Source organism: Embleya sp. NPDC127516 (genome assembly GCF_044765325.1).
In the GTDB taxonomy this organism is placed as follows: Bacteria; Actinomycetota; Actinomycetes; order Streptomycetales; family Streptomycetaceae; genus Embleya.
This window is the reverse complement of sequence record NZ_JBIWJT010000025.1, coordinates 72,036-88,853: the sequence shown is the minus strand read 5'-3', so window position 1 is coordinate 88,853 and position 16,818 is coordinate 72,036. Positions and strand designations below refer to the sequence as shown.

Below are 16,818 nucleotides of genomic sequence, written 5' to 3'. Positions count from 1 at the left end.
CGTCCGATCACCGCCGTCCGAAGAGTCGCTTGAATCGGCCCGGCCGGGATCCGGCGGGCGGCGCGGCGGATGCGGAGGGCGCGACGGGCGCGGCATCGTCCGTACCCGCGCCGGCCTTCGCGGTGCGATCGTCCGTCGGTGAGCGCACGCCCTCGTCCGGCTCGTCCGATGGCTCGTTCTCGTCCTGATCGGAGGTCTCGTCGGCCTCCCGGCGCTCCCGTTCGGCCAGATTCCGCGCCAGGCGCAGGGCGTGTTCGTCCATCCAGGCGCAGCAGAGCATCAGCGCGCGGATCGAGCGCAGGATCGTCACCTCGCGGTGTCGAACGCTCTCGGCGATGTTCACCAGCCGTTCCAGCACGAGTGCGCCGATGTCGTCGCGGGTGTCGGGGTGGGTCCACGCGACGGCGACCAGCGCGAAGCCGGCGGCCAGGCCGAGCGGGTGGGCGATGTCGCCGTCGGCCCGGGGGCGCAGACCGTATCGGGCGGGAGCCGCGGTGGGGTGATCCGGTTCGGTGGCCAAGACCCGCTCGAGCCGGTTCAGGCCCTCGGCCGGGCGGTCGGTCGCGCCGTACAGTTCGGCGACGTCCACGGCCAGGTGGGTGTCGAATTCGCGGGCCGGTTGGGCCTCCCAGACCGCCAGGGCCCGGCCGGGGCGGCCGTCGGCGCGCAGGGCGTTGCCGAGCATCACCGCGGGCATGTAGCCGGGGGCGATCCGATGCGCGTGTTCGGCGATACGGACCGCCTCGGCGGTGTCACCCATGCGCCTGACGAGTGCGGAGGTCATCACCGACAACAAGGCGTGGTCGGGGTGTCGGGCCGCGACCGAGCGCACGAGTTGCTCGAACGGCCGCAGTAAAAACCGCTGTTCCTCGGACGTCGGGTCGGGCAGGGATGCGATTGCGCGGGAGACCGCCTCCGCGAGCGCGTCCGGGTCGAGAAGTTGTGCCGGCTCCGTCGCGGCCGGCCAGGCCGCCGGGGTCCAGGGCGTGGTGGGGTCGAAGACGATGACCGAGGCGATCAGCCCGACGGCGGCGTCCCAGTCGCCGACCGCCGCCTCGACGTAGGCCCGGCAGACCAGCGTGCCCAGGTACATCTCCCCGTCGAGCGGGAAGGGCTCCCGGGCCGCCGCCGGTCCTCCCGGCCGTGGCACCCGCGCACGTTGCGTCGACGCCTGCCCGGCCCGACGAGGGCTCACCGTGCGCTGCCGCGACAAACCCCGCCGTCACGACGTCGCCCTCCTCTCACGCACGAGCGATCGGCCGGCTCCGTGCCCCGGCCGACAGGCGCCGGGGTCGGCCCTGCGCGGGGCCCGGACGAGCCCCCTTCCGCACCGACGCAGGCGGACACCGGGCAGCGCCGCCCGGTCGCCGACCACGTCGATTCCGGCCAGTACAGTACGTGGATGGCGAACCCACGCGAGCAGATTCTCGCCGAACTCGGCGTCAAGGCGACCATCGTGCCCAAGGTCGAGATCCGGCAACGGGTCGACTTCCTCAAGGACTACCTGCGGTCGACCCCGGCCAAGGGCTACGTGCTCGGGATCAGTGGCGGCCAGGACAGCACGCTGACCGGGCGGTTGTGCCAACTCGCGAGCGAGGAGCTGCGGGCCGAGGGACACGAGGCGGTCTTCGTCGCGGTGCGGTTGCCGTACGGCGTACAGGCCGACGAGCACGACGCGCAGATCGCGTTGGAGTTCGTCAAGCCGGACCGGTCGATCACGGTCAACGTCAAGCCGAGCGCGGACGCCGTCGCCGCCGAGGCGGCACTCGGCCTGCGGGAGCTGCTCGGCGACGAGCCCACGCTGCGGGACTTCGTACGGGGCAACATCAAGGCCCGCGAACGCATGGTGATCCAGTACTCCATCGCCGGCCAGCTCGGCCTGCTCGTCGTGGGCACCGACCATGCGGCCGAGGCGGTGACCGGCTTCTTCACCAAGTACGGCGACGGCGGCGTCGACATCACCCCGCTGACCGGTCTGACCAAGCGCCAAGGCGCCGCGCTGTTGCAGGAGTTGGGCGCACCGCCGAGCACCTGGGAGAAGGTGCCGACCGCCGACCTCGAGGACGACCGGCCAGCGCTGCCCGACGAGGTGGCCCTGGGCCTGACGTACGCCCAGATCGACGACTACCTGGAAGGCACCGACGTCACGCCGGACCTGGCGGCGAAGGTCGAGTCGGTATACCTCGCGACACGACACAAGCGGGCCGTCCCGGTCACGCCGCTCGACGACTGGTGGCAGGGCTGATCCGGCACGGCAACCGCCGGCGATCGTCCGGAGCGCTCGGGTCGCTCGGGTCGCTCGGGTCGGCGTTGCCGGCAAGCGCCACGCCCACGTCGTAACCGTCGCCGCCGCCCGGGCCGGCCCTTCCCCGGTGCCGGCCCGAACGAGGGGCCGATTCCGCCGTCGCCCGATAAACGGGCGACGGCGAATCCGGGGTGGGTCAGTGGTGCATGCCGGGCATCGCCGACGTGCTCGGCGTACCGGGGATGCTCGGCGTCGCGCCGCCCTTCCCGCCGAGGAGTTGTTGCATCTGCCGGATCTCCGTCGCCTGGGAGGTCTTGATCCGTTCGGCGAGCCTGCGGGCGTCGGGGTTGGTGCCCTTGGCGAGTTCGGTGTCGGCCATGGCGATCGCGCCGTTGTGGTGGGCGATCATCATGGCGAGGAACTGCCTGTCGAACTCGGCGCCGGTGGACGCCTTGAACGTGGTCATGTCCGCGTCCGACATCATGCCGTCGCCGTGGGTCATGCCGCCGGGTGCGGCCGCGGGCTTGCCCCAGCCGGCCAGCCAACCCTTCATCTGTGCGATCTCCGGGGCCTGTGCGGCCTCGATCGCGGCCGCGAGCTTCTTCACCTCGGGGTCGGCCGCCTTGGCCGGGGCTTCCTTGGCCATCTCCACGGCCTGTTCGTGATGCGGGATCATCATCTGCGCGAACATCACGTCCGCGTCGTTGAACGCACCCGCCGATACCGGGGCGGAAGTGCTCGGCACGGCCTGGGGGTTCGCCGGGGCCGAGGCCGACGGCTTGTCCATGCCGTCCATGTCGTGACCCTTGTCGTCGCTGCCGCAGGCGGCGAGGACGAGCGCCGCGGTGGTGGCGGTCGCGGTCAGGGCGATGCTGCGGGACAGTCGTTTCACGGTGGTTCGTCTCCTGGAGGTACCCGGGTCCGCGCGGTGCGACGGCCCGAGGATGCGAAAGAGGGCGCGACGTCACGGGCCGTGGCTCGTGACCGAGCGGCGGCCTATATGCGCAGTACCTGCAGGAGCGAGAGTTCCGCTGGCCCGGGCGGGGGCAGGCCCGACACGAACCGCGCCGCTCGCGCCCGCGGGCGGAACGCGGGCAGATCGCGAGCGCGGCGAAGGGCGAGCAGGGCCAGCGCCGTGGCGAGCGCGCCGAGGCCGGCGAACAGGACCGCCAGGCACATCGAGGCCGGGTCGGTCCCGTGCTCGGACCCGTGCTTGTCACCGGACCCGTCCCCCGGCGCGCAGTCACCGCGCGGGCACGCCTCCCCGTGACCGATCGCGGGTTCGTTCGTCACCGCATGATCCGCGTCGGCCGCGACCCGCTTCCCGGCGACGGACTCGGCACCCGACGCGACGACGGGCTCGGCTCGCGACGCGACGCCGGACCCGGCAACGAACGCGACGCCCGCGGCCCCGCCGGACCCGGAACCGGACACCCCTCCGGACCCGACAGCGGCGCTCGCCGGGTGGCCCAGGGTGTGCATGCCGACCACACCACACGCGAGGACGACGAGCAGAATCCACCGGGTGAGCACACCGACCCGCCGGTTTCGCCCGCGGGAGGCGGATCGGGTCGTGGGGACCACGTCGCTCACCTCCCGTCTCGCGTCGCCGGCGTACCGACGCCCGCGCCGGCACCGGTCGCGTCCCATGGTGCCGGCTCGGCGATGTCCCGCGCCGACAGGGCGTACTCGGAAGGACTGTGCCGCCGACCGCGCGATCGACCGACCCTGCCGCCGACCGCCGGCGCTGTTCCCTCCCGCCACCGCCCTGGCCACGACGCCCACCGAACCGGCGTGCCGGGGCCGAACGCAGCGTCCACGACCGGGTGTCGGCGCCTCACCCGGGTACGGCCAGGACCGTGCGCAGCGTCGCGGCGATGGTCTCGCCCGCGGCGGCGCGATCGAGGCGGCCCGCGTCGACCTCGTCGGCGGCGGTGTGGATCAGGCCGTAGTACGCCGCGGTGAGCCACGCGGCGGGCAGGTCGGTGCGGATGTCGCCCTCGCGCCGACCGCGCTCGACGAGTTCGTCGACCCTGGCCAGGACGTGGGCATGCTGCCGGCGCAGGCTCGCCTCGCCCAGTGCCTTCAGGGCCGCCGTACGCAGGCCCCGGCAGCGGTCCAACACCTGCCAGCCCTCGCGGGCCAGTCGGGTCAGCGCCTGCGGGGCGGGTCCGACGGTGATCCCGGCGTCGTCCATCGCGGCGTGCAGTTCGCCCAGGACTTCCTTGATCGCGGCCTCGATCAACACCTCGCGGGAGCCGAAGTGCCCGTAAAGGGTCACCCGTCCGACCCCGGCCGCTCGCGCGATGTCGGTCATCGTGACATCGGGATCGCGCGCGAAGGCGCCGATCGCGGCGGCCAGGATCGCGGCGATGTTGCGTTCGGCGTCCGCCCGTCGACGTGTGCCGGGTGGTGGTGTCGCGCCCATGGTGGTCAACCCTACGGTCGGGAACGTGGTGGGGGTCGTGCGGGCGGGGCTGCTCAGTGCACGTGCCGCGGGCCGTCGGAGACCGGCGGCCTGCCCGCCGGCACGAGTACGACCACCACGAGCGCCGCGACGAAGGCCGTGCCCGCGCAGGCCCGGAACGCGTCGGTGTAGCCGTCGACGACGCCGGCATCGGCCCCGGCGACGAGGCTGGGCGCGGCGATCGCCGACGCCAGGGCGACGCCGAGCGCGCCGCCGAGTTCGTGGAAGGTGTTGACGACCCCCGAGGTGATGCCCGCCTCGTGGTGTCGCACCTGGGCCATCGCGGTCGTGGTCGCCGCGACGAACGCGGGTCCCACGCCGGCCGCGGCCAGGGCCAGCCCGGGGACGATGTCGAGCGTGTCGCCGCCGTGAGCGGGCAACCGGCTCAGCCACAGTGCCCCGGCCGCGGCGACCGTCAGGCCGAGGGCTCCCACCGGCCGGGCGCCGAGGCGGCCGACGAGCAGTCCCCCGACGTGCGCCCCGAGGGTCACCGCGACGGCGACCGGGAGGAAGGCCGCTCCGGTGCGCAACGGGCCGAATCCGAGCGTGTGTTGCATGTAGAGCGAACCGAGGAAGAACAGCGGGATCATCAGCGCGCTCGCCACCGTCATGACGAACGCGCCGGAGACGACGGGCCGTCGGGTCAGCAGCGCCAAGGGCACCAGTGGATGGCGGGTCGTGCGTTCGACGAGCACGAAGAGCGTGTACCCGACGGCGGCACCGGCCAGCGGCACCAGCGTCCGGGGCGACCCCCAGCCGGCCTCGCCCGCACGGGTCACACCCAGGATCAGCGCCACGGTGCCCCCGGTGGCCGCGAGCGCGCCCGGCAGGTCCGGACGTGCGCCCGAGGCGACCCGCACTTCCGCCGGTATCACCGACACCGCCAGGACCGAAACGATAAGGCCGATGGGGACGTTGGCGAAGAAGATCCATTCCCAACCCGGCCCGGCGGTCGCCAGTCCGCCGACCAGGACCCCGGCCGCCGCGCCCGCGCCGCCGATCGCGGCCCACACCCCGAGGGCGCGGTTGCGCTCGCGGCCGTGGAAGGTGACCGTCACGAGCGCGAGCGCGGACGGCGACAACAGCGCGGCGGCGGCTCCCTGGGCGACGCGGCCGGCCAGCAGTACCGCGCCGTTGGGCGCGAAGCCGGCGGCCAGCGACGCGGCGGTGAAGACGGCCAGGCCGAGCAGAAATCCGGTCCGCCGACCCAGCGTGTCCGCGATCCGGCCGCCGAGGATCATCAGGCCGCCGAAGGTGAGCGCGTAGGCGGTGACCACCCAGGTCAGGGACTCCCGCCCCAATCCCAGGTCCGCGCCGATGCTCGGCAGCGCGACGTTCACCACCGTGACGTCCAGGATCAGCATGAACTGCGCGACGCACACCAGGGTCAGCACGAACCACCGCCGGCTCGGCGCGGACTCGTGTGCTGCGTCGTGCGCGTGGTGGTCGGCGCCGCCGCCTGTGTGGTGGACGCCGTGGGTTTCGTGGGTCAAGGTCCGCTCCTTCGCCGCCGACACGGGCCGCCGGGCCGGCCTTCCGAATCCGGGCCCGTCGACACATGCCGATATCCCGTACAGGTGTGTACGGGATAGCGAACCGCATGCATCGAACGTGTACAACCGTGTTCGAGTTAGCTGCCCGACCCGCGCGTCGAGCGGAGTTTGCCCCGGCTCACGGGTGCGTTCGGGACTCGCTCGAATCCGGCCCGGCCGGCGGTGTCGGGTGCGTGTGCCGCGCGTCCCTGCGCCACAGGGCGCTCGGCCACCACATGCGTTCGCGGAGGTCGAGGATCAGCGCGGTGACGACCACGGAACGCACCACCAGTGTGTCGACCAGCACACCCAGTGCCACCGCGAAGCCGATCTCGGCGAAACCGACGATCGGCAGCGTCGCCAGGGCGGCGAAGGTGCCCGCGAGGACCAGACCGGCCGAGGTGATCACGCCGCCGGTCGCCGCGAGGCCGGTCAACGCACCGGTCCGGGTGTCGCTGCGGATGCTCTCCTCTCGTACCCGGGTGGTCAGGAAGATGTTGTAGTCGATACCCAGCGCGACCAGGAAGACGAAGACGAGCAGGGGGAAGGAGGTGTCCTCGGCGGGGAAGTCGAAGATGTGCCGGAACACCAGCGCGCTGACACCGAGCGCCGCGGTGAACGACAACACCACCGTGGCGATCAGCACCACCGGGGCGACCACGGCCCGCAGCAGCAGCGCCAGGATGATCAGCACAACCGCGAGGATGACCGGGATCAGCAGCTTCTCGTCCCGCACCGACGCCCGGTTGCTGTCGAGTTGGGCCGCCGTACCGCCGCCCACGAGCGCGTCGGCCCGCGGCACCGCGTGCACCGCGGCACGGGCGTCGTCGACCGTGTCCTGGGCCGCGCTACTGTCGGCGGCGTCGGTGAGGGTGGCCTCCAGGTACGACCGCCCGTCACGCTCCGCGGGAACGTCCGGCGGCACCACGATGCTCTCCGGCACCACGCCGGGTACGGTCGCCAACGACGCGCGGACCGCGTCCAGGGATGGTGTGTTCGCGACGACCTGGAGCGGCTGCCCGGTACCCGCCGGGAAGTAGCGGGCCTGCACCGTCTGGCCGACCACCGAATCGGGTTTGCCGGTGAAGCTCTCGGCGGTGGTGAGCCCTTCGGCGTTCAGCGCCAGCAGGCCGAACGACAACGCGCCCAGGGCCGCGACGGTGCCGATCCACACCGCGCGCGGCCGGCGGGCGATGCGCTGACCGGTCCGGGCCCACAGGCCCGTCTCGGTGGGCTCGGGCGAGCCCAGGTGCGGGATGACCGGCCAGAAGATCCACCGCCCGAGGATGAGCAGCACCGCCGGGAACAGGGTCAGCATCACGAGCAGGGCCACCGCGACGCCGATCGCGGCGACGGGACCCAGGCCGTTGGTGGAGTTCATCTCGGCGGCGAGCAGACACAGCATGCCGAGGATCACGGTCGAGGCACTGGCGATCACCGCGGGGCCGGCCCGATGCAGGGCGAGCGCCATCGCCTCGTGTCGATCCTCGTGACGGCGCAGTTCCTCACGGTAGCGGGCGACGAGCAACAGCGCGTAGTCGGTGCCGGCACCGAACACCAGGACGGTCAGAATGCCCGCGCTCTGCGCGTTGACCACCAGCGACGCGTGTCGGGCCAGCACGTAGATCAGCGCCTGCGCGACGAACAGCGCACCGACCACACACACCACCGGGACCAGGAGCAGCGTCGGGCTGCGGTAGGTGAACAGCAGGATCACCACGACCACGGCCAGCGCCGCGAACAACAGGGTTCCGTCGATGCCCTCGAACGCCTCGCTGCTGTCGGCGGCGACCCCGCCGGGGCCGGTGATGTGCGTTTGAAGGCCGTTGTCGGGGTTGTCGTCCAGGACCGCGCGGATCTCGTCCACGGCCTTGCTGATGGAGTTCCACCCGTTGTCACCGAAGGTGATCGGCACCAGGACGAGCGCGGCGCGTGGTGCCTCCGTCCGATCGAGGATGGGGCCCTGCACCTGGGCGCCGACGATCCCGTGAGCGGTCAGGGTGCGCATCTGTGCGGCGTCGGAGGCGATGATCCGGTCGTCGGCCGGCGTCAGACCGGACGAGCGCGCGAACACGACCACGGCTGTGACGTTCTGCGGCAGGAAGTCCTTGGACTGGTCGACGACCTTGGTCGACTCGGCGTTGCCCGGCAACCACGCGGAGGCGTCGTTCTTCTCCGCGTCCGTCAACTTGCTTGCCGCCGGCCCGGCCGCGGCGAGTACCACGACCCACAGCACAAGGATGATCCACTTGGCGCGCCGACCGCATACCAGCCGCGCGGCTCGCCCCGCTCCGCCCATCGTGGCCACCTCCACCGCTCGAACGTGATGTGATGTGGTGTCCCCCGAGGTGCACTCTCACCAGGATGGCATCGGGCCCACGATCACGCGCCCGCTGGAACCCTCCGCACGAGCGGAACGCTGCGAACAGGCGCCCCCGGTAGGGCGATCCGCGTCCGGCGCGGGTGGGGGCGACCCGCCTGCGGCACGGCGATTCGCCGATCGTTGCCCGCCGCGCGACCGTGGAGGACATGAGCGACAAGGCACACGGCCGCTTCGATTTGGTGGTCCAGGCGTATCCCCCGGGGCAGCCGTACCGACTGGTGATGCTCGCCGACGGCTCCTACCGCCAACTGCACAGCCGTCGCGAACTCGACGAACTCGCCGCGCATCTCGGCCTCGACCCCACGGACCGCGACCGGGTCGCGTGGGAGGGCGGCGACGAGTGGCCCCGGAGCGACGCCCGATGACCCGACCACCCTCCGCGTGACGGAGGGCACGCGGTGTAGCCAAGGGCACACGGACCGAACCCTCGACGACTCATGATCGAACCGGTTGTACGAGACGGAGTCACGCCCGACGAGCCGATCGAGGCGATCGAGGCGATCGAGAATCCCGCCGGCGACCAACTCATCGTCGGCATTACCCAACTTCGTTCATATCGCGAACCAGTTCGAGCAACGTGCTCGGGTCTTTGGAAGTCGGATCCTTCACCCGATTTCCCTTTCCCTACCGAAATTTCCCCGGGAAGACGCAAAGGATCCGGTGTCGGTTCGGCGTCGCAGCCATCAATTCATCGATACCTGGGGCGCGAACCTCGAATCGAAAGGCATAGCGCGGTGAGCGTTCGGATCCGGACACGGAGCGGGCGAACTCGATCGGACGTCCCGGGCATCCCGGCCGTATCGATCCCGGGGGAACGTCCGCGACAAGTAATCCCGGCAAAGCGATCAGGAACGTTTCCCCGTCGATCCGCGGCGTCCGCGGCAAACCACGGATGTCGAATCCTCAAATTCAGCACAGATCCAACGAACCTGTAGCCCGCCCTGGTTAGTGTTCGCGGTTCCGAGCCGACACATCGGGGGAAGCGAGGATCCGGGGACGTGACAGCCATCTGTACCCATGACCGTGACACCGGCAGCCAGGCACACCCGACACCCGAGAGCGAACTCGCCGAACTCGCCGAACTGGTCTACCGGCGCTACTCCATGCAGTTGTTGTCCTTCTGCCTCAAGCTCACCGGGGGAGACCGACCGTGGGCCGAGGACGTCGTCCAGGAGACCATGCTGCGGGCATGGCGCCACGCGGACTCGATCGCCGACGCCGCGTCGGACCTGATGCCATGGCTGGCGACGGTGTCGCGCCGAATCGTCATGGACGATCGTCGTGCGCGCCGCGCCAGGCCGCAGGAGTGCAGCCCCGAACCGCTGGAGTACGTACCGGCCGACGACCAGTGGGAACCCCTGCTCTGGAAGATGGCCGTGGCCGACGCACTGCCCTCGCTCACCGACGCGCATCGCGAGATCCTCACCGAGACGGTGTTGCGCGACCGTGGACTCCAGCAGGCCGCCGAGATCCTCGGCATCCCAGTGGGAACGGTGAAGTCCCGTATCCACTACGCGATCCGAGCCCTGCGTCAGGCTCTGGACGAGGGCAGTGCAGGATGAACGCGGCGCAGGGGGAGCGCAGCGCACGATAGGCACTCGGGATTCCATGGTGTGTCGCCCGAGAGGCGCGGCGCCGCGACCGGGTGATCCCCTGGAAGTCCGTTGGGAGGAGTTACCCGGCACATGAGGAACACCGATCCGCTCGACTTCTTCACGAACCACCGTGACACGATCCTCCGTTGGGGCGGCATCTCCGCCGCCGCCCTGGTCCTCTTCCTGATCATCCGATCCATCGCGATGCGATTCGGTGGATGGAAGGCGGCATCGCGTCGCCTGGGTCGGGAAATCGCGCTGACGGCATACGCGTTCGGTGCCCCGATGCGGACCTGGCTGCGCTACCGACGCTCGGTGCGGCTGCTGGTGGGGCGATTGGGCGCGAGCACGACCTGGCGGGACGCGGAACGTGCCCTGGTGGCGGCCAAGTTCCCCGCCGCTCCCGGTCAGCCGTACGCCGCGGTCGTCGGCGACGAAACGGTGACGGTGCTGTTCGCCGCCGCCGACATGCCGCCGCCTTCGGGCCTTTGGCAGCCGGTGCCGGACGACCCCTGGGCGTGGACGGCCTCCAGGGCACAGCTGCCGTCGGTCACGCCGGACGCCGAGGGAAGCAGACCGGTCGTCGTCGCCTTGGGCGAGCGCGACCGGGACTGTGTGTTCCTCGACCTGGTGGTCGGCCCGCCGATGGTGTGCGTGCAGGGCGATCCTCGGTCGGGACCGGCACTGTTCCAGGCCGTCGCGGCGCAGCTGGACGCGCGCCTGCCCGGTGGACAGATCGTGGTCGCCGACGGGGTGCACCGCGACGTACCCGGAGCGCCGGTACGGGACGCGTACCGGGCCGCCCGCGCCACGCCGCCTCGACTGGGCCTGCCGGTGTTCCTGGCGACCCCGGAACTGCCCGACCCATTGCCGCCCGAACTCGCAGAGCCGCAGGGCGATTCACCCTCCTTGCGCGTGCTGCTCGGCGGACCGGGGCGGAGTCATGTACGGACGTTGTTGACCGATGTGCACGGTCGAGTCGCCGTACCCGGAACCCCGTTGGTGGTCTCGTGCAACGCACTCGGGGCTGCCCTCGCCCGGGTACTGCCGACCGTTCCGCCGGTGCTTCCGCCCGTCCCCGCGCCGGTTTCCCGGTCCGGAGCGGGTCACGCCGAGTGGTTCACGGAGGAGGAGAGCGGAACCGCGCTCGCGGAACCGCAGGCGGCGCGGACGGCAACGGTGGATCCGGTGACGACCCTGGAACCGGCCGGAACCATGGCGTCCGCGGTCTCGGCACGTACCGCCGTCTCGGAGCCGCCCGCGCGATCGTCGGGCGGACAGGCCGCTCCGGGTACGTCCCGGCCGGCGGCGTGGAGCACACGCCCCGCGTCGCCTGTCGCCGACGCGGGCCCCGTGCCCGCTCCTTCGGTCGGCGAACCGGCGGCCGGGCCCCCCGCACGAACGTCGACCGCGACGGTGTCGGCAACCCTGGCATCGGACCACGAACCGCCGTTCTCACCCGCCGTGTCGGCCCGAAGGAATCCGACGTCGGAGCGGGAGCCGGAGCCGAAGCCGCCGACTCCGGACGACGGTCCGAATCGGGCTCCCGTCCCCGACCCGACACCCGAGCCCGAACCGACACCGCAGCCCGACCCGACACCCCACCCCGAACCGACCCTCCAACCCGACCCGACACCCGAGCCCGAACCCACCCACGATCCCGACCCGGCGCCCGACACCGACCCCACGCGAGAGCCCGACGCCGCGAACCGCCCGACGGTCGGCCCCCGGCCCCCATCTCCCCCCGCCCCGCCGTCATAGGCCCCGCCACCGCTTCCCGACCGTCCCCCGCGGTCCCTGCCCACCCCCACCCCGCCGTCTCGCCGTCTCGCCCTCCCCGCGAGAGAGTTGGATGCCCGTGAATCTCGCCGTCACCACCACCGATCCGCAGGGCCGCCGCGCCGATCACCTGCTGGACGTCCCCGATTCGGCGACCGTCGCCGAACTCGGTTCAGTGCTCGGTGCCGCCGACCTGTTCCTGGGGAGTCGACGGCTCAACCCCGACGTGCGCGTGGGTGCGAGCGGCATCCGCACCGGGGCGCTGCTCGGCCTCGACGCCCCCGCGCCGACCGAGACGGCGACGCGCGCGTGGCGACCGCCCGGGTCGGATCCGGTGCTCGTCACCGTGCGCCACGTGTCGGGCCCCGGTGCGGGTCGGGTGTGGCGGCTCGGCCCGGGGCGTCACGAGGTCGGCACGGACCGGGCGTGTGCGTTGCGCCTGGACGGCGGCGAGGCACCCGCGCAGGGCACGTGGATCACGGTCGCCACGAACGGATCCGTCGCGGTCGCGCTGCCGAAGGACGCGGACGAGGACCGGTGCGGCCTGCGCAGCCTCACCCCGCCGCCGCCCGTGGATCCGATCACCGGTACGCCCCTCACCGCCGAGGAGCCGGCCGGGACGCAGGAGGGCGGCCCCGGCGGGCATTCCACCGAGCCCGCGCCACCGGGGCCGGACGGGCTGCCGATCGCGCCGCCGTTGCCGCCGATCGGTTACCTTCCACCGCCCGACGACGGCTCGCTCCCCTGGCCGACGTACGCCGACCTGTCGCTCGGCGACCATCTCCTGCGCCTGGGCCCGCCGGACGAGCCCGAGGCGGCGGTGCGCGCGTCGTCGGACGGACTCGGCGTGGAGTACAACCGACCGCCGCGCATCGCGCCGCACCTGGACGGCGAGTCGATCCGGATGATGGGTCCGCCGACCGACAACACCAAGCGGCCGTTCCCCTTCCTGATGATGATGGCCCCGCTCGTGATGGGCCTGGCGATGATGTTCCTGTTCCGGAGCCTGTTCTTCGTCGTCTTCATCTTCTTCACACCGATCATGGCGGTCGGCAACTGGGTCTCCGGTCGGCGCAGCGGGCGCAAGCAGTACGAGGAGGCGAAGCGGGTCTTCCGGATCCGCCGGTCGGCCCTGGAACTGGAGATGCGGCGCGCGACCGTGGAGGAACGCGGGCTGCGCAACTCGACGTTCCCGGATCCCGCGGCGGTCCTGCTGACCGCGACCGGGCCGGGCCTGGGTCTGTGGCAGCGCCGCCGCCGGGACACCGACCACATGACCATCCGGCTGGGCACGCTCACCCGCGCGTCGCTCAAGCGGATCGACGACCAGGCGCGCGAGACGCACTACCGGCAGGTCAACTGGCGCCTGGCCGACGTGCCGTTCGGTGTGGAGATGGCGGACTTCGGCGTGCTGGGCATCAGCGGTCCCGGGGCCGCGCCGCGCCGGATCGCGAGTTGGGCGGTGATCCAGACGGCCGTGCTGCACAGCCCGCGCGACGTGCGCATCGTCGTGTTGACCGAGGACGAACACGCCGACGCGTGGCAGTGGGTCCGCTGGTTGCCGCACCTGCGGCCGGGCCGGGCGGGCGCGGCGGTGGTGGGGCTGGGCACCGATCCCGAGAGCACCGCGCATCGGGTCAACGAGTTGATCGCCGACATCCAGACCCGCGTCGACTCCGCGCAGTCGGCGCTGGGCCGCACGCTGCTGCGCGTACCGGACGTCCTGGTGATCCTGGACGGCGCCCGTCGGTTGCGCGATGTGCCGGGCGTGATCGAGGTGTTGACGACCGGACCGGCCGTACGCGTGTTCAGTCTGTGCCTGGAGGAACGCGAACACCAGTTGCCGGAGGAGTGCACGGCCGTGGTGACCGCGAACGGCGCTCGCCTGAACGTGAAGGCGTCGCACGTTCCGGAGGTGGCGGACGTGCGGGCCGATCTGGTCGACCCGGCCTGGTGCGAGGAGGTCGCGCGGGCGATCGCGCCGATGCGCGACGTCAGCGTGGAGAGCGACTCGGGCCTGCCGGCCGAGGTCGCGCTGCTGCCGCTGATCGGCCAGGAGCCGCCGGACGCCGACGTCGTGGTGGGCGAGTGGGCGCGCCGCCCGGCGTCCACGACGTTCGTGCTGGGCTCCGGGTACGAGGGCACCCTGCGGCTGGACCTGGTCCGCGACGGCCCGCACGGCCTGATCGGCGGCACCACCGGCTCGGGCAAGTCGGAACTGCTCCAGACCGTGATCGCCTCGCTCGCCGCGGCCAACCGGCCCGACGAACTCACCTTCGTCCTGGTCGACTACAAGGGCGGCAGCGCGTTCCGCGAATGCGCCGAACTGCCGCACACCCTCGGCATGATCACCGACCTCGACGGCCATCTGGTCAAACGTGCCCTGGCCTCCCTGGACGCCGAACTCCGGCGCCGCGAGACGGTCCTGAACGTGGTCGAGGCCAAGGACCACACCGAGTACCGGATCAAGCGCTCGCGCGATCCGCGACTGCCCGCGCTTCCCCGACTCATTCTGGTGATCGACGAGTTCGCCACCCTGGTCCGCGAACTGCCGGACTTCGTGCCCGGTCTGATCAGCCTCGCCCAGCGCGGCCGTTCACTGGGCCTGCACTTGCTGCTGGCCACCCAGCGGCCGGGCGGCTCGGTCAGCAACGAGATCAAGGCCAACACCAACCTGCGGATCGCCCTGCGCGTCACCGACCGTTCAGAGAGCCAAGACATCATCGACAGCGGCGACGCCGCCGGGATCTCACCGAACAATCCGGGTCGGGCACTGGTCCGCCGGGGTGAGGGCGCGCCCACGCCGTTCCAGACCGCGTTCGTCGGCGCGGAGCGGCCCGGTGCGATCCCGAGCGCGGTCGCCGAGGCCGCGGTGGCCCGGCCGGTACGCGGCGTGCAACTCGGCTGGCAGCGCCTGGGCCGCCCACTGGACCTCTCGGTCCTGGCTCCGGACTCGCCCGCCGACCCGCAGGAGGGCGGTACGACCACGCCGTCCGAGGAACAGCCCACCGACCTGCGCGCGTTGGTGGACGTGCTGCGCGAGGCGGCGGACCGACTGCCCGACTTCGAGCCGCTGCCCAGTCCCTGGCTGCCGGCGCTCGACAGCCGGCTGCGTCTCGACGATCTGCCGGCCATCCCGGAACCCGAGCCCGGCGCGCTGCCGATGGTCCCCTACGCGCTGCTCGACATCCCGCAGTTGCAGGCCCGACGGCTCGCCGCGATCGACTTCGCGACCTTCGGGCACCTGTACATCATCGGCGCACCCCGCTCGGGCCGCACCCAGGTCCTGCGCAGCATCGCGGGCGCGGCGGCCCTCACCATCCCCTGCTCGGACCTGCACATCTACGCCATCGACGCGGCGGGCGGCGGGCTGGGCGTATTGGAGGCGCTGCCGCATTGCGGCGCGGTCGTCTCGCGCCACGACGCGGAGCGCATGGAACGGCTGATCACCCGCCTGTCCGGCGAACTGACCCTGCGACAGCGGCTCATCGCGCAGCACGACTGCGCGGGCGTCACCGAACTGCGGGCCAAGCTGCCCAAGGACCGCCGCCCCGCGCACCTGGTGTTCATGGTGGACGGCTGGGACGCGCTGAGCAACATGCTCGACGACTACGACGGCGGCCGACTGTACGCCGAATTCGTGCGGCTGTTGCGTGAAGGGCAGGCGGCCGGGATCCACGTGATCGCGACCTCCGAGCGCCTGCTGCTGGGTGGACGCCTCGCGGCGCACAACGACCGCAGACTGTTGTTGCGGCAGACCGACCCGGGCGACTTCACGCTCATCGGCATTCCCCGCAACAGCGTTCCGACGCATGTCCCCCCGGGGCGCGGCTGGTTCGCGCCGGGGGCGGTCGAGGCCCAGATCGCGTTGTTGCCGTCGACCGCCGAGTCGTCCATCGGCCGGCCGTCGATCGATCAGCCGTCGACGGCCTCCGCCGCGGGTGCCGTCGAGGCAGGCGACACCTCCGCGGGCGACCAGAGCGACCAGGCCGAGGCGATGCGGGACCTGGCTCGGCGGGCGACGATCCGCGACAGCAATGTGCCGGGCGTGCGGCGACCGTTCCGGGTCAACGAGATGCCGACGCTGATCGGCTTCCAGGAGGCCCACGACCGGGTGCCGCAGGCGCTGCGCACGCCGCTGCGGGCCCTGTTGGGCGTAGGGGGCGACGCGGTCGAGCCGCTGAGCTACGACTTCTCGGACGGCGCCGGGTCGTTCATGGTCACCGGGCCGCCGCGCAGTGGGCGCAGCACGGCGTTGGCCGCCATGTGCGTGTCGCTGCTGATGGGCGGTACCCATCTGATCGTGCTCACGCCGCGCGACTCACAGTTGCGCAAGCTGGCCGCGCACGGCCTCGCCCAGGTGCTCACCGACCCCGATCCGTCCCCGGAGGAACTGAACGAGGCGTTGGCCGCGGTAGAGGGGAAGCCGGTGGTGGTCGTGGTGGACGATGCCGATCTCATGCTGGCGTGCGACGCCGACTCGGTGCTGCGGAAGTTGGCGACGTCGGGCCGCGACCGCGGGCAGGGTCTGTTGCTGGCCGGCACGGCGGAGTCGATGAGTTCGCTGGGCTGGGTGGGCATGGCCCGCAGGTCGCGCCGCGGCCTGCTGTTGGGGCCGAAGACCCTGGGTGAGGGAGACCTGATCGGGGTCAGGTTGTCGGCCGAGCAGGTGCGCGCGTCACTGGGTCCGGGTCGGGGCTGGACCGCGGGCGACGCGGGGTCGGCGATCGCGGTGCAGGTGCCGCTCACGGTCCTGGACGGCTGACGGGCGGGAGCGCGCACGGCACCTGCGCGCGAGGTGGGGCGGCGGAACGGCG

The 16,818-nt window shown here is 72.1% G+C and carries 11 protein-coding genes; 5 read left to right on the top strand and 6 right to left on the bottom strand.

Annotated features, from left to right (window positions below; genetic code table 11):
* Window positions 1-7 precede the first annotated feature (7 nt).
* Entirely contained in the window at window positions 8-1,150 is a 1,143-nt protein-coding gene (locus tag ACIRL2_RS36670) for a hypothetical protein (RefSeq protein WP_402238138.1), read from the bottom strand.
* A gap of 252 nt (window positions 1,151-1,402) precedes the next feature.
* Between ACIRL2_RS36670 and nadE the strand changes: the two genes are divergently transcribed.
* Window positions 1,403-2,245, top strand: a complete 843-nt coding sequence (gene nadE, locus ACIRL2_RS36665; protein WP_395864780.1) for an ammonia-dependent NAD(+) synthetase — start codon at window positions 1,403-1,405, stop codon at window positions 2,243-2,245.
* 196 nt (window positions 2,246-2,441) lie between these two features.
* Here the strand turns inward: nadE and ACIRL2_RS36660 are convergent, their stop codons facing one another.
* From ACIRL2_RS36660 to ACIRL2_RS36640, 5 genes are all read right to left on the bottom strand, one after another.
* Entirely contained in the window at window positions 2,442-3,137 is a 696-nt protein-coding gene (locus ACIRL2_RS36660; RefSeq protein WP_395864782.1) for a DUF305 domain-containing protein, read from the bottom strand.
* A 104-nt stretch (window positions 3,138-3,241) separates the two neighbouring features.
* Window positions 3,242-3,538: a hypothetical protein gene (locus ACIRL2_RS36655; RefSeq protein ID WP_395864784.1), complete on the bottom strand. Its 297-nt coding sequence runs from the start codon at window positions 3,536-3,538 to the stop codon at window positions 3,242-3,244.
* 544 nt (window positions 3,539-4,082) lie between these two features.
* On the bottom strand, window positions 4,083-4,673 hold the full coding sequence (locus ACIRL2_RS36650; protein WP_402238136.1) for a TetR/AcrR family transcriptional regulator: 591 nt from the start codon (window positions 4,671-4,673) through the stop codon (window positions 4,083-4,085).
* A gap of 53 nt (window positions 4,674-4,726) precedes the next feature.
* Window positions 4,727-6,205 (bottom strand): MFS transporter, encoded by a 1,479-nt coding sequence (locus ACIRL2_RS36645; protein ID WP_402238133.1) that lies wholly within the window; start codon window positions 6,203-6,205, stop codon window positions 4,727-4,729.
* A 178-nt stretch (window positions 6,206-6,383) separates the two neighbouring features.
* Window positions 6,384-8,543: an MMPL family transporter gene (locus ACIRL2_RS36640; protein WP_402238131.1), complete on the bottom strand. Its 2,160-nt coding sequence runs from the start codon at window positions 8,541-8,543 to the stop codon at window positions 6,384-6,386.
* Between the two features lie 230 nt (window positions 8,544-8,773).
* Between ACIRL2_RS36640 and ACIRL2_RS36635 the strand changes: the two genes are divergently transcribed.
* From ACIRL2_RS36635 to ACIRL2_RS36620, 4 genes are all read left to right on the top strand, one after another.
* The gene (locus tag ACIRL2_RS36635) at window positions 8,774-8,992 is read left to right on the top strand and encodes a hypothetical protein (protein WP_402238129.1); all 219 of its coding nucleotides are present in this window, start codon (window positions 8,774-8,776) and stop codon (window positions 8,990-8,992) included.
* A gap of 633 nt (window positions 8,993-9,625) precedes the next feature.
* Complete coding sequence (locus ACIRL2_RS36630) at window positions 9,626-10,189, top strand: sigma-70 family RNA polymerase sigma factor (protein WP_402238127.1); 564 nt, start codon at window positions 9,626-9,628, stop codon at window positions 10,187-10,189.
* 123 nt (window positions 10,190-10,312) lie between these two features.
* The gene (locus ACIRL2_RS36625) at window positions 10,313-11,983 is read left to right on the top strand and encodes a hypothetical protein (RefSeq protein WP_402238124.1); all 1,671 of its coding nucleotides are present in this window, start codon (window positions 10,313-10,315) and stop codon (window positions 11,981-11,983) included.
* 91 nt (window positions 11,984-12,074) lie between these two features.
* Entirely contained in the window at window positions 12,075-16,766 is a 4,692-nt protein-coding gene (locus tag ACIRL2_RS36620) for an FtsK/SpoIIIE domain-containing protein (protein ID WP_402238122.1), read from the top strand.
* The last annotated feature ends 52 nt before the right edge of the window (window positions 16,767-16,818 follow it).